Origin of the sequence: Streptomyces sp. (assembly GCF_031181555.1) — a bacterium.
Taxonomy (GTDB): Bacteria; Actinomycetota; Actinomycetes; order Streptomycetales; family Streptomycetaceae; genus Streptomyces; species Streptomyces fimbriatus.
This window is the reverse complement of the sequence record NZ_JAPSKQ010000156.1, coordinates 1-12,506: the sequence shown is the minus strand read 5'-3', so window position 1 is coordinate 12,506 and position 12,506 is coordinate 1. Positions and strand designations below refer to the sequence as shown.

The window sequence follows — 12,506 nt, the reverse complement described above, 5'->3', positions numbered from 1 at the left end:
CAGCAAGCCCGTCGCCTACGCCACCGCGGGCATCCCGCTGTACCTCCTCGTCGACCGCTGGGCCCCGACGGCCCGGCCGCGACGCTCTGCGGTGAACCGGAGGGCGACGTCCACCGCCCCTTGAGCACGGCGGAGTCCGGCGAGCCGGTCAAGCTCCCCGCCCCCTTCGACCTGGTCATCGACACCGGCGAGTTCCCCGGGCCCCGAGTCACCCCAGCAACGCCGCCACCACCACCAGCACCGGCACCGACAGCACCGTGGACACCAGGATCGCCTCCCTGGCCAGGGTCTCGCCGACCCGGTACCTGCTCGCGTAGGTGAAGAGGTTCTGCGCGGCCGGCAGCGCCGACGTCACCACCACGTCCAGCAGCTGAGCCCCGCGCAGCCCGAAGACCCCCGCCGCCAGCGCCCAGGTCACCGCCGGCTGGACGAACGACTTCAGCGCCACGGCGAGCAGCACCGCGCCGCGCTCGCCGCCCCGCAGAGGGAGCGTGCTGCCGCGCAGCGAGATGCCGAAGGCGAGAAGCACCGCCGGAACCGCCATGTTGCCGATCAGCGTCACCGGATCCATGACCGGTCCCGGGACCTCCACCCCGGTCGCGGACACCACCACCCCCGCCAGTGACCCCACCGCGACCGGATTGCGCAACGGCGTGAGCAGCCGCCGCCACAGCGGGCCCTTCTCACCCGTGGTGGTCAGGTCGAGGATCGTGAGGGCCACCGGCGTCACCCCGACGAGCTGGAAGAGCAGCACCGGCGCCACGAGGGAGGCGTCCCCCAGGACGTACACGGCGATCGGGATGCCGAGGTTGCCCGAGTTGACGTAGCCGGCGCACAGGGCACCGATCGTGGTGCGGCCCACGCCCCAGCGGCGTACGGCACCCACCGCCACGAAGACGCCCGCCACCGCCGCCGTGCTCAGCGCCGTGACCAGGAGCCGGCCGGAGAAGACCACCGACAGGTCGGCCCGGGCGAGCGTGGTGAACAGCAGGGCCGGGGACGCCACGTGGAACGCGAGCGTGGTCAGGACCTCGCTGCCCTGCGTGCCGAGACGCCCCCGCCGGCCGAGGACGTAGCCGACGCCGATGACCACGGCGATCACCGCGAACCCGCTCAGCACCCCCTGCACGGCGGCTCCTCGCCGGAGGGCACGGCACCGGACAGCGCGGGCGGGGATGATCTACGGCACATACGGCCAACCCTCCGGGGAAGGCCGCACCCGGGTCAATGTGATCCCTGCCGGTGCCCGCCGCCGCCCCGCGCACCGGCGTCCGCGATGAGTTCCGCGCCCCCGCCCGGTCTACCGATCGTGGACGCCATGACACCGCCCGTACTCGTGCTGCACGGACCCGCCACCCGGGACGAGGTGAGCGGGCCCTGCGAGGCGCTGCGTGCGCTGCTGGAACGCGGCGCGGACCGGGTGGTCGTATGCGATGTGGGCGGCCTCGGTCCGCCGGGGCTCGCCGCCGTGAACCTGATCGCCCGGCTCCAGCTCACGGCCCGGCGGGCCGGGGGCCGGATCCGGCTGCGCGACCCCGACCCCGCCCTATGCGCCCTGCTCGACCTGGTCGGGCTCCGCTTCGAGGTGGAGGGGCAGCCCGAACAGCGGGAACCACCGCTTGGTGTCGAGGAAGCAGTGGAACCCGGTGATCCGGTCGTCTGAGATCTCCAGCACCTGGACCGCCCACGGGGTGAAGCCGCCGGCCTCCGGGTCGGGCTTGTACTGCGCGAACCCGGGCAGGCCGTTGACCTGGACCGGCACCAGCCGCGAACCCGCGCAGGGGGCGCCCAGCGTCGTCATGAAGCCCGTGATGTCGTCGGCGCCGGTCAGCCACAGGTCGAACGGCGGCATCGTCATGACGGCGTCCTCGTGCAGCAGCGCGGTCAGCGCCGACATGTCGTACCCCTCGAACGCCGCCACATAGCGCTCGAGCAGCTTCTGCTGCTCCTCGTTCAGAGGGTCCGAGACCGACGCGTCGGCGCCCGGCTGGGGCCGCTCGGCGAGCGTCGCCCGGGCCCGCTGGAGCGCGCTGTTGACCGAGGCGACCGAGGTCTCGAGCAGCTCGGCGACCTCGCTCGCCTTCCAGGCCAGCACCTCGCGCAGGATCAGCACCGCCCGCTGCTTGGCCGGCAGTTGCTGCAGCGCGGCCATGAAGGCCAGCCGCACCGACTCCTTGGCGACCGCCGCCTCCGCCGGGTCGTCCGTCGTGGGCAGCACCCGCGCGTCCGGTACCGGTTCGAGCCAGGTGTTGTCCGGACGCGGGGAGAGGGCCGCCCGGGCGAGCGGCGTGGACTCCGTCAGGTCCATCGGCCGGGCGCGCTTGTTGCCGGCCGTCAGCATGTCCAGGCAGACGTTGGTCGCGATGCGGTACAGCCAGGAGCGCAGGCTGGAGCGGCCCTCGAACTTCTCGTAGCTGCGCCAGGCGCGGATCATCGTGTCCTGCACCGCGTCCTCCGCCTCGAAGGAGGAGCCGAGCATCCGGTAGCAGTACCCGGTCAGTTCGACCCGGTACGCCTCCAGCCTGGCGTCCAGGTCCGTCGTCGTCGCCGTGCCGTTCGTCATCGTCCACCCACCCCTGTGGCTTCCTTCGTACCCAGCACTTCGGAAGCTACAGCAGCCCACTGACAACGGCCCCCCACGTGCGCGAAAGCGCAGCTCGCAGGGCCGTGTCCGGAGTGCGGGGCGACGCCTCACGCGGTCGCGAGGCGCCGCTCCGCCCGTGCCGCCCGCGTGCCCAGCAGCGTGATGGCCGCGACCCCGGCCACCGCCACCAGGCCGACGCCCACCGTCCCGGCCCAGCCGCCCGCGTGGAAGGCGAGCGCGCCGACCGTGCTGCCCGCGCTGGAGCCGACGTAGTAGGCGGACTGGTACAGCGCGGAGGCCTGGGCGCGGCCCTCGGTGGCCGTCCTGCCGACCGCCGAGGACGCCACCGCGTGCCCCGCGAAGAAGCCCGCCGTGATCAGCACCAGGCCCAGCAGGACCAGCGGCAGGGAGCCGCCCAGGGACAGCAGCAGGCCGGCCGCGGTGGTCCCGCCCGCCGCGTACAGCGCGCCCCGGCGGCCCAGGCGGCCCACCAGCCGCCCCGCCGCCGACGCCGAGACCGTGCCGACCAGGTAGACCAGGAAGATCGAGCCGACGACGCCCTGGGGGAGCGAGAACGGCGCCTCGGTCAGGCGGTACCCGATGACCGTGTACACACCGCCGAACACCGTCATGAACAGCGCGCCGATCGCGTACAGGCGTCGCAGCAGCGGGTCGGCCAGGTGGCCCCGGACGGTGCGCACCAGCACGCGCGGGCGCAGCGAGCCCGGCCGGAAGTGCCGCGGCGCCGGCAGCAGCAGCCGGAAGGCCACCGCGCACGCCACCGCCACCACGCCGATCACGCCGACGGCGACCCGCCAGCCCCACTCCTGCGCGACCCATCCGGTGATGACCCGGCCGCTCATCCCGCCGACGCTGTTGCCCGCCACGAACAGGCCGATCGCGGTCACCAGCGCCCTGGGCGTGACCTCCTCCGCGAGGTACGCCGTCGCCGACGCGGGCAGTCCGGCCAGCGCGGCGCCCTGGAGCGCCCGCAGCGCCACCAGGGCGCCCAGCGACGGTGCGAAGGGGACCAGCAGCCCGAGGGTCACCGCGACGGCCAGGGAGGCGGTCATGACCGTACGCCGTCCGTAGCGCTCCGACAGCGCGCTCATCGGCAGCACGAACAGTGCCAGGCCGCCGGTCGCCGCCGCCACGGTCCAGCTCGCGTCGCCGGCGCTCACGGCGAAGCCGGCGGAGATCAGCGGCAGCAGGGCCTGGGTGGAGTACAGCAGCGCGAAGGTCGCGACGCCCGCGAGGAACAGGGCGAGACTCATCCGGCGGTAACCGGGGCCGCCCGGGGACATCCGGGACTCGGGGGCGGCCGGGGGCGGGGAGACGGACGTCGGGGACGGGGAAACGGACGGGACGGCGCCCACGCTGGTGGACGCCCCGGTACTGGCGGGAGTCATGCCTCGAAGCTATGGACACCCGTGCTCATCCGTCCAATGCATGGAATCGGCATAATCGTTCCCATGGTGCATCAGCAGAGCTCACGGGGCCGCCTGTCACCGTCCGGTGACACACGCGACATGGTGATGTTGCTGGCGCCGCGCCTCGCCCACTTCGCCGGCGTGGCCCGCACCGAGCACGTCACGCGCGCCGCCCAGGAGATGCAGGTGCCGCAGTCCACCCTCTCCCGGGCCATGGTCCGCCTCGAGGAGGACCTGGGCGTCGACCTGTTCGCCCGGCACGGCCGCACCGTCTCCCTCACCCCGGCCGGCCGCACGTTCCTCGCCTCCGTGGAACGCGCCCTCGCCGAGATCGGACGCGCCGCCGAGGAGGTCCGCGCCGACGCCGACCCCGCCACCGGCAAGGTCGCCTTCGGGTTCCTGCACACCATGGGCGCCGAGACCGTGCCGGGCCTGCTGCACGCCTTCCGCGCCGACCATCCGCGCATCCGCTTCAGCCTCGTCCAGAACTACGGCGAGGCCATGCTGGAACGCCTCCGCGCGGGCGAACTCGACCTGTGTCTGACCTCCCCGGTCCCGGACGCCCCCGACCTCGTCGCCCGCCGCCTCGACGAGCAGAAGCTGCGCCTGGTCGTCCCCGCCGACCACCGTCTCGCGGGCCGCCGCCGCATCCGCCTCGCGGAGGCCGCCGACGACACCTTCGTGACCCTGGAACCCGGCTACGGCCTGCGCCGCATCACCGACGACCTCTGCGCCCGGGCCGGGTTCAGGCCCCGCGTCGCCTTCGAGGGCGAGGAGGCCGAGACCCTGCGCGGTCTGGTGGCCGCGGGCCTGGGCGTCGCCCTCCTGCCGCCACCGGCCGTCCCCCGGCCCGGGGTCGTGGAACTGAGCGTCACGGCGCCGAAAGCGGTCCGGGAGATCGGCGTGGCCTGGCTGGCGGGCCGCCCGGACACCCCGCCGGTGGCGGCCTTCAAGAGGTTCCTGCTCTCCAAGCGGGGGAACCTGCTCCCGGACTGACCCGGGCCCCTACCGCCGCAACGACTTCCCGAACCCCGCCGCGAGCGGCATCCGCAACCCCAGGGGCGGAGGCGCCGCCAGGGCGTCCTGCACCGGCCGCGAGAACGCCCGCCCGAACAGCGCCCCCATCACGAAGTCCTCGGCCAGCGCCAGCACTTCGTCCCGGTACTGGGACAACCCGTGCCCGTCGGCGTGCACTTCGAACCGGCACACGTCCCGGTTGGCCTTCTTCGCCCGTGCCGCCAGCCGGAACGACAGCTCCGGGTCGGTCCGCGCGTCGTTCGTGCCGTGCACGATGAGCACCCGCCGCCCGGCGAGCTGTTTCACCGGTTCGGGTGGCGCCGCCACGTCCTCCTCGGGCAGCCAGGGGGCGAGTGCCAGCACGGAGTTGACGGCCTCGTGACCGCCCGCGCGCAGCGCGGCCCGGCCGCCCATGCCGAGGCCGGCCAGGCACACGGGGACGTCCCCGTAGCGCCGTACGGCCTCGTCGGCGGCCCAGGCGGCGTCGCGCGCCAGATGCGCCTCGCTGCCGTTCCAGCCCCGGTAGCGGTAGTGGACGACGTGGGCGGCGAGGCCCTCGCTCCGCCCCGCGCGGGTGAGACGGCGCCCCAGGGCGCGTACGGAGGCGGCCGCCATCACGGGGGACGGCCGGCGGCTGGAGACCTCGTCGCCGGCGGGGAGCAGCAGCACCACGCCGCTCACCGCCGTCGGCTCCGGGCCGAGCGCCCTCCCCAGCCGGGCCCTGCGAACCGGCGTCGCTTGCTGTGCCATGGCAGAACAGTGTCAGAAGCGCAGATGTACGCCACCCGTCCGTGCGGTCACCGTTACGTATCGACGGATGCGCGCGACGCGCGATCTACGCGCGTAGGAGTTAGAGTGCGGAAATGACGAGCCAGACCATCGCGAACACCCCGACCACGGACCAGATCCGCCGGGCGCCCAAGGTTCTGCTGCACGACCACCTCGACGGCGGGCTGCGTCCCGGCACCGTCGTCGACCTGGCCCGGGAGACCGGCTACACCGGCCTCCCCGAGACCGACCCCGACAAGCTCGCCCTCTGGTTCCACCAGGCCGCCGACTCCGGTTCCCTGGAGCGGTACCTCGAGACGTTCTCGCACACCGTCGGGGTCATGCAGACCCGCGAGGCCCTCGTCCGGGTCGCCGCCGAGTGCGCCGAGGACCTCGCCGAGGACGGTGTCGTCTACGCCGAGGTGCGCTACGCCCCCGAGCAGCACCTCGACGGCGGGCTGACCCTCGAAGAGGTCGTCGAGGCGGTCAACGAGGGCTTCCGCCAGGGGGAGCGGCGCGCGAAGGGGAACGGCCACCGCATCCGCGTCGGCGCCCTGCTCACCGCCATGCGGCACGCCGCCCGCGCCCTGGAGATCGCCGAACTCGCCAACCGCTACCGGGACCTGGGCGTCGTGGGCTTCGACATCGCGGGCGCCGAGGCCGGTTACCCGCCCACCCGGCACCTCGACGCCTTCGAGTACCTCAAGCGGGAGAACAACCACTTCACCATCCACGCCGGTGAGGCGTTCGGCCTGCCGTCCATCTGGCAGGCGCTGCAGTGGTGCGGCGCCGACCGGCTCGGGCACGGGGTGCGCATCATCGACGACATCCACGTCCGCGACGACGGCACGGTGGAACTCGGCCGGCTCGCCTCCTACGTCCGGGACAAGCGCATCCCGCTGGAGCTGTGCCCCAGCTCCAACCTCCAGACCGGCGCGGCCGCCTCCTACGCCGAGCACCCCATCGGCCTGCTGCGGCGGCTGCACTTCCGGGCCACGGTGAACACCGACAACCGCCTCATGTCCCACACCAGCATGAGCCGCGAATTCGAGCACCTTGTCGACGCGTTCGGTTACACGCTCGACGACATGCAGTGGTTCTCCGTCAATGCGATGAAATCAGCGTTCATTCCTTTCGATGAACGACTGGCCATGATCAATGACGTCATCAAGCCCGGATATGCCGAGCTGAAATCCGAATGGCTGTTCCGGCAGACCGCTTCCACCAGCGATTCTGCGGTGTCGGAGGGCTGACCGGGGCGTTCACGGGCGATGGCGGTGCGGGCGGTGTTCACATTCCGTCCGCATTTCCGTGTTTGCGGCGGGAGGTGCCGCGTGTTTACGGTCGCGGAACCGCTCACATCCCCGTACCCCACTTCGAGGACGCATTTCATGAAGCAGTCTGCTGCCAAGACCCTCGGTGTCGCCGCTCTCGGTGCCGCCTTCGCCGCGGCCGGTGCCGGCGCCGCCCACGCGACCCCGGCCGCCCCGGTCACCGGCTCGGCGCTGGACACCGTCACCCGGGCCGTCCCGGCGGAGAACCTCTCCGGTGCGCTGCCGGGCGCCGACCGGGCGCTGGGGGCGGGACAGCACGTGGCCGGCACCGGTGCGGCGGCCGCCCGGCCGGTCGCCGAGCGGCTGGTTCCCGGGGTGCCGGCCGCCGGTCTGCTCGGCGGCCTGCCGCTGGAGGGACTGCCCGCGCAGGGCCTCGGCGTCAACGGGGTCCCGCTCGGCTGACCCCGGCCGGACGGACACAGCGCCACGGGGCGCCCCGGGACCGGGGCGCCCCGTCGGCGTCCTCAGGGAGAGGTCGTACGGTCTACCAGGCCGTGCGTGCCTTGCTCTCCGAGGGCAGCAGGACCCACAGCGCGATGTACAGCAGGAACTGCGGGCCCGGGAGCAGGCACGACGCCAGGAAGATCACCCGCATCGTGGTCGTGGAGGTGCCGAAGCGCCTGGCCAGCGCGGCGCACACGCCGCCGATCATGCGGCCGTCGGTGGGGCGGACGGGGCGACTCATGAGGGCTCCTTGGTGGCTGTACGAGGCCTCCCGGCTGGCTGCCTCGTCTGTACTCCACGTTACGGAGACGAAGGGGGCAAAGCGTCGCTCCACGGGGCGATCCCGACCCTGGGAATCGTCGGGGTCCGACCCTGGGCCGGCTCCTCCTCGCGCACGGCCGTGCCGGACCGCCCCTCCGCCCGGCGGCGCAGCCGGGAGCGGCCCGCGGGCACCACGGCGGCATGCGCGAGCGCCGCGCCCGCGGTGTTCAGCAGCAGCGAGTCGACGTCCACGACCTGGCCGGGCACCACGGTCTGCAGCATCTCGACGGCCAGCGACAGCAGGGCGGTCGCGGCCATGGTGCGGATCAGCGAACCCAGCGGCGACACGGCCAGCCGGCCCCCGGCCATCGGCAGCAGCACGCCCAGCGGCGCGAACAGCGCCAGCCCCTCGCCGACCCGGCGGACCCCCGCCGTCCAGCCCAGCGCGAAGTCGGCCCGGATGCCGTCGAGGGGACGCAGGTTGGCGGGCACCACCCAGGGAACGTCCAGGGGGCGCAGCGTGAACCAGGCGACGAACGTGAGATACGCGGCCAGGAGGAGACCTCCTGTCACACGGATGCGGATCGCGGCGGTGCCGCCGACGGGGCCTTGACGCTGCACGACCCCCTAGACGCGGCGTCCGGCGGGATCGGTTCCGGGATGCCACCCGTTCACCGGGTGAGGCATGGGCCACAATCCGGCGCACCGGCCCGGTTCACTCCCCGGTGACCTCTGCCGACGGGGGTTCCGCGCCGGCCGGACGGGCCCGTACCTCGTCCGTGCACTTGTAGCGGCGCGGCGGGGCCTCGTCGGGGCCGCCCAGGACGACCGAGCCGTCGCCCTCGGCCGCCGCCGAGTCGGAGAGGGTGCACACGATCTGCCCGAGCGCGGAGGAGGAGAGGCTCCCGGGCGCGGTGCTCAGCCGCAGCGCGTCCTCGGGGTCGCCGGGCCGGGGACCGCTCACGGTCGTCCCGCCGCGCACGCTCGTCGTGTAGCCGGCCTCCTTCTCGGCGGCCGACGGCGGCGCCGAGAGCTCGTCCAGCAGCCCCTGCGCCACCACCACGCGCCGCCCGGAGTCCGTCGCCCCGTCCGGCACCCGCACGGTCCGGTCGACGGCCACCAGCGACGAGCCGCACAGCAGGAACACCTGCACCGGCAGCCCCCGCACCGCCTGCTTCGAGGCGTCCGGCTCGGCCAGCGAGCAGCGCACCCGCGAGGGCGCCGGGCCGAAGTCGGTCGGCACCTCCGTGGCCCGTATCCCGCACCCGGAGAGCAGGGCGGCGCCGAGCGCGGTGACGGCGAGCAGTCCCGGCAGACGGCGTACGGCCGTCGGTCGCGCGGTGGTCCGTCGGGCGGTCGCCCGTCGAGCGGTCGTCCGTCGTGCGTTCATCAAGCGTCCCCCTCGGCGCCCTCGCCCCGGGTGCCGCCGGTCCCCCCGGAAGGACTCTCCCCGTCCCCCCGCGTGTCCTCCGCCTCCGCGTCCCGCTCCGTCAGCGCGGACACGTCCCGCGGCAACCGCAGGGTGAACACCGCGCCGCCGTCGGGCGAGTTGGCCGCGGTGATCTCACCGCCGTGGATGTGGGCGTTCTCCAGGGCGATGGACAGGCCCAGACCGCTGCCCTCGGAACGCGGCCGGGACGCGCTGGCCTTGTAGAAGCGGTCGAAGACGTGCGGCAGGACGTCCTCGGGGATGCCGGGCCCGTGGTCCCGCACCTCGATGACCACCGCGCCCGGGCCCTCGGTCCCCTCCGCGCCGCCCACGCCGCGCGGGCACTCCCGCACCGACACCCGCACCGGCGAGCCGCCGTGCTTGAGCGCGTTGCCGATGAGGTTGGCCAGGATCACGTCCAGCCGGCGCGGGTCGATCCGGGCGTGGATGCCGCGCTCGGCGTCCAGCTCGACCGCGTCCAGCCAGGCGCGCGCGTCGATGCAGGCGGTGATCTGGTCGGCGACGTCGACGTCGTCGAGGACCAGGCGGGCGGTGCCCGCGTCGAAGCGGGTGACCTCCATCAGGTTCTCGACCAGGTCGTTCAGCCGCCGGGTCTCGCTCACCACCAGCCGCACGGCGGGCTCGATCATCGGGTCTATGCCGCCGCCCTCGAACTCCAGCTCCTCCTCCAGGACCTCGGTCACCGCCGTGATGGCGGTCAGCGGGGTGCGCAGCTCGTGGCTCATGTCCGCCACGAACCGGCGGGACGCCTCGTCCCGGGCGGCCATGTCGGCCACCCGCTTCTCCAGCGCCTCGGCGGCCCTGTTGAACGTCCGCGACAGATCGGCCAGTTCGTCCGTCCCCGACACCCTGAGCCGGGTGTCCAGCTTGCCCTCGCCGAGCCGCCGGGCGGCCGTCCCGAGCCGCTGCACCGGCTTCAGCACGGTCGTGGCCAGGGCCTGGGCGAGCAGCGCGGAGCCGATCAGCGCGAGGCCCGTGGCGATCCCCAGCGACCAGGCCAGCGAGTTGAGGTCCTTGGCCTCCGGCTCCAGCGACTTCAGCATGTAGCCGGTCGGCCCGCCGCCGATCAGCCGCGTCCCCGCCACCAGGTACGGGGTGTCGCCGTCGACGATCCGCTGCCAGTACAGGTGGTACGCGTACTTGTTGTTCGAGGTGATCTTCTGCCGCTCGGTGACCGCCTCGCGCAGCGACGCCGGGACGTCCCGCAGCGAGAAGCCGTTCAGCCCGCCCGAGCTGCCGTACACGGTCCGGCCCTCGGGGTTCTCGGCGACGAGCAGCACGGTGAAGCGCTGGCTGCTGTTGGCCATCTGGCCCGCGGTGTGCTGCAGTTCGTCCTGCGTCGGGTGCTCGGGCAGCGCGCCCGCCCGGTTCTGCATCTCCTGCTCGAAGCCGCGCAGCACCGCGTCCTGGGCGCGGGTGAGCACGGCCTCGCGGTTGAGCCAGTACGCGATCCCGGACGCGGACACCGCGGCGGTGAGCGCCACCAGTCCGAAGACGACGACCAGCCGCAGGCGCAGGCTCGTGAAACGCAGCCGCGACCAGACTCCCTTGCGCGCCGCGGACCAGCCGCGGGACTCCCCTTGGTGCTCCTGTGTCACTGAGGCGGATCCAGCCGGTAGCCGACACCGCGCACGGTACGGATCAGCGTCGGGGACGACGGCACGTCCTCGACCTTGGCGCGCAGCCGCTGGACACAGGCGTCCACCAGACGCGAGTCGCCCAGGTAGTCGTGCTCCCACACCAGCCGCAGCAACTGCTGCCGGGACAGCGCCTGCCCCGGCCGCCGGCTGAGCTCCAGCAGCAGCCGCAGCTCGGTCGGCGTCAGCTGGAGGTCCTCGCCGTTCTTCGTCACCGTCATCGCCGCGCGGTCGATGACCAGGCTGCCGAAGGTCGCCGAGTCGCTGGACTCCCGCTCCCCGCGCCGCAGCACCGCCCGGATCCGGGCGTCCAGCACCCGGCCCTGCACCGGTTTGACGACGTAGTCGTCGGCGCCGGACTCCAGGCCGACCACGACGTCGATGTCGTCGCTGCGCGCGGTCAGCAGGATGATCGGCAACTGGTCCGTGCGCCGGATGCGACGGCACACCTCGAACCCGTCGATGCCGGGCAGCATCACGTCCAGCACGATCAGATCAGGCCGCTGCTCACGCAGCAGTTTCAGACCGTCCTCTCCGCTGGCAGCGGTCGCCACCCGGTGTCCCTGGCGCGTCAGGGAGAGCTCCAGGGCCGTACGGATGGCGTCGTCGTCCTCGATCAGCAACAGGGAAGGCACGGGCTCATTCTGGCCCATGGAGGCCCCCCTGTTCGACCCGTGGACGGCAGATGCCCGTCGGGCCCGTCATACGGGGCCACGTGCACCGACGCCGGTGAAGGAACTGTGTCCGCGCCGTGTCCGACCTCTGTGACACGCCTGTGACAGTCGGCGGACACGGCCATGAAGTCCCCCGGGCAAGCTTTTCGGCACAGGCAAGACGGCAAGGAAATCACCGGCAGTCCACGACGGGGGGCGCGAGATGAACACGCTGCACAGCACCAGCACCAGCGCAGTGGTCACGCGTCTGCACGACGTGCACCGGGCCGGCGAGAAGTCCGGTGGCGTGAGCGGGCGGGGGTGCGCTCGCGGCACCGGGCGTCAGCACACCGGGTTCATGACGGTGGTTGACGCGCCCAAGGGGGAGGCGCACGGGGGAAGCGCGTACGGGGAGGATCCGGGGGAGCGCCGTTCGCCGGCGGAGACCGTGGACGCCGAAGCGGCGTTCACCGCCTACGTCCAGGAGCGCCGCGCCTCCCTGTACGCCACCGCCTACCACCTGACCGGTGACCGCTTCGAGGCCGAGGACCTGCTGCAGAGCGCGCTGTTCTCGACCTACCGGGCGTGGGACCGGATCAGCGACAAGGCGGCGGTCGGCGGATACCTCCGCCGCACCATGACCAACCTGCACATCAGCGCGTGGCGCCGCCGCAAGCTGAACGAGTACCCGACCGAGGAACTGCCGGAGACGGCCGGCGACACGGACGCGATGCGCGGCACCGAGCTGCGCGCGGTCCTGTGGCAGGCACTGGCCCGGCTGCCCGAGCTCCAGCGCACGATGCTGGTCCTGCGCTACTACGAGGGCCGCACGGACCCGGAGATCGCGGAGATCCTCGACATCAGCGTCGGCACGGTGAAGTCCAGCATCTGGCGGTCGCTCCGCCGGCTGCGCGAGGACGAGGTCCTC

General features: G+C 73.3%; 14 protein-coding genes and 1 pseudogene. 6 read left to right on the top strand and 9 right to left on the bottom strand.

Features of this window, described 5'->3' with window-relative positions:
• Positions 1-198, top strand: a pseudogene (locus tag RIM90_RS25285) (Uma2 family endonuclease); the annotation flags it as partial.
• Positions 199-208: 10 nt separating this feature from the next.
• On the opposite strand, the gene RIM90_RS25280 reads toward RIM90_RS25285, so the two are convergent.
• The gene (locus tag RIM90_RS25280; protein ID WP_309063057.1) at positions 209-1,129 is read right to left on the bottom strand and encodes an AEC family transporter; all 921 of its coding nucleotides are present in this window, start codon (positions 1,127-1,129) and stop codon (positions 209-211) included.
• Between the two features lie 147 nt (positions 1,130-1,276).
• Here RIM90_RS25280 and RIM90_RS25275 point away from each other — a divergent pair, with 147 nt between their 5' ends.
• Positions 1,277-1,663, top strand: coding sequence for an STAS domain-containing protein (locus RIM90_RS25275; RefSeq protein WP_309063056.1), 387 nt, complete (start codon positions 1,277-1,279; stop codon positions 1,661-1,663).
• On the opposite strand, the gene RIM90_RS25270 is transcribed toward RIM90_RS25275, so the two are convergent.
• Positions 1,547-2,563, bottom strand: coding sequence for a sigma-70 family RNA polymerase sigma factor (locus RIM90_RS25270; RefSeq protein WP_309063055.1), 1,017 nt, complete (start codon positions 2,561-2,563; stop codon positions 1,547-1,549). The two genes, RIM90_RS25275 and RIM90_RS25270, sit on opposite strands and share 117 nt — an antisense overlap.
• A 128-nt stretch (positions 2,564-2,691) precedes the next feature.
• Complete coding sequence (locus RIM90_RS25265; protein ID WP_309063054.1) at positions 2,692-3,993, bottom strand: MFS transporter; 1,302 nt, start codon at positions 3,991-3,993, stop codon at positions 2,692-2,694.
• Between the two features lie 63 nt (positions 3,994-4,056).
• Between RIM90_RS25265 and RIM90_RS25260 the strand changes: the two genes are divergently transcribed.
• Complete coding sequence (locus RIM90_RS25260; RefSeq protein WP_309063053.1) at positions 4,057-5,010, top strand: LysR family transcriptional regulator; 954 nt, start codon at positions 4,057-4,059, stop codon at positions 5,008-5,010.
• Positions 5,011-5,019: 9 nt separating this feature from the next.
• On the opposite strand, the gene RIM90_RS25255 is transcribed toward RIM90_RS25260, so the two are convergent.
• Entirely contained in the window at positions 5,020-5,781 is a 762-nt protein-coding gene (locus tag RIM90_RS25255) for an alpha/beta hydrolase (RefSeq protein ID WP_309063052.1), read from the bottom strand.
• A 113-nt stretch (positions 5,782-5,894) separates the two neighbouring features.
• Between RIM90_RS25255 and RIM90_RS25250 the strand changes: the two genes are divergently transcribed.
• Both RIM90_RS25250 and RIM90_RS25245 read left to right on the top strand, forming a co-directional pair.
• Positions 5,895-7,052 (top strand): adenosine deaminase, encoded by a 1,158-nt coding sequence (locus RIM90_RS25250; RefSeq protein WP_309063051.1) that lies wholly within the window; start codon positions 5,895-5,897, stop codon positions 7,050-7,052.
• Positions 7,053-7,190: 138 nt separating this feature from the next.
• Positions 7,191-7,535 carry an ATP-binding protein gene (locus tag RIM90_RS25245; RefSeq protein ID WP_309063050.1) on the top strand — a complete coding sequence of 115 codons (345 nt, stop codon included), beginning with the start codon at positions 7,191-7,193 and terminating at the stop codon, positions 7,533-7,535.
• An 82-nt stretch (positions 7,536-7,617) separates the two neighbouring features.
• Here RIM90_RS25245 and RIM90_RS25240 read toward each other — a convergent pair whose 3' ends face one another.
• The 5 genes from RIM90_RS25240 to afsQ1 all read right to left on the bottom strand — a co-directional run bounded on the left by RIM90_RS25240 (position 7,618) and on the right by afsQ1 (position 11,560).
• Positions 7,618-7,818: a PspC domain-containing protein gene (locus RIM90_RS25240; protein WP_309063049.1), complete on the bottom strand. Its 201-nt coding sequence runs from the start codon at positions 7,816-7,818 to the stop codon at positions 7,618-7,620.
• A 59-nt stretch (positions 7,819-7,877) separates the two neighbouring features.
• Entirely contained in the window at positions 7,878-8,459 is a 582-nt protein-coding gene (locus RIM90_RS25235; protein ID WP_309063048.1) for a VanZ family protein, read from the bottom strand.
• Positions 8,460-8,553: 94 nt separating this feature from the next.
• A complete protein-coding gene (locus RIM90_RS25230; RefSeq protein WP_309063047.1) occupies positions 8,554-9,228 on the bottom strand; it encodes a hypothetical protein in 675 nt (224 codons plus the stop codon).
• Positions 9,228-10,886 carry a HAMP domain-containing sensor histidine kinase gene (locus RIM90_RS25225; RefSeq protein WP_309063046.1) on the bottom strand — a complete coding sequence of 553 codons (1,659 nt, stop codon included), beginning with the start codon at positions 10,884-10,886 and terminating at the stop codon, positions 9,228-9,230. The genes RIM90_RS25230 and RIM90_RS25225 overlap by 1 nt, the downstream gene beginning before the upstream one ends.
• Entirely contained in the window at positions 10,883-11,560 is a 678-nt protein-coding gene (afsQ1, locus tag RIM90_RS25220) for a two-component system response regulator AfsQ1 (protein ID WP_006133375.1), read from the bottom strand. Before afsQ1 ends, RIM90_RS25225 begins: the two co-directional genes overlap by 4 nt.
• 241 nt (positions 11,561-11,801) lie before the next feature.
• Here afsQ1 and RIM90_RS25215 point away from each other — a divergent pair.
• Positions 11,802-12,506 (top strand): SigE family RNA polymerase sigma factor (locus RIM90_RS25215; RefSeq protein ID WP_309063045.1); only part of this gene is annotated, 705 nt, incomplete at its 3' end.

Coding starts and splice junctions, on each gene's coding strand:
- RIM90_RS25245 (WP_309063050.1), top strand. CDS start 7,191: ATGAAGCAGTCTGCTGCCAAGACCCTCGGTGTCGCCGCTCTCGGTGCC.
- RIM90_RS25250 (WP_309063051.1), top strand. CDS start 5,895: ATGACGAGCCAGACCATCGCGAACACCCCGACCACGGACCAGATCCGC.
- RIM90_RS25270 (WP_309063055.1), bottom strand. CDS start 2,563: ATGACGAACGGCACGGCGACGACGACGGACCTGGACGCCAGGCTGGAG.
- RIM90_RS25255 (WP_309063052.1), bottom strand. CDS start 5,781: ATGGCACAGCAAGCGACGCCGGTTCGCAGGGCCCGGCTGGGGAGGGCG.
- RIM90_RS25230 (WP_309063047.1), bottom strand. CDS start 9,228: ATGAACGCACGACGGACGACCGCTCGACGGGCGACCGCCCGACGGACC.
- RIM90_RS25240 (WP_309063049.1), bottom strand. CDS start 7,818: ATGAGTCGCCCCGTCCGCCCCACCGACGGCCGCATGATCGGCGGCGTG.
- RIM90_RS25275 (WP_309063056.1), top strand. CDS start 1,277: ATGAGTTCCGCGCCCCCGCCCGGTCTACCGATCGTGGACGCCATGACA.
- RIM90_RS25260 (WP_309063053.1), top strand. CDS start 4,057: ATGGTGCATCAGCAGAGCTCACGGGGCCGCCTGTCACCGTCCGGTGAC.
- RIM90_RS25265 (WP_309063054.1), bottom strand. CDS start 3,993: ATGACTCCCGCCAGTACCGGGGCGTCCACCAGCGTGGGCGCCGTCCCG.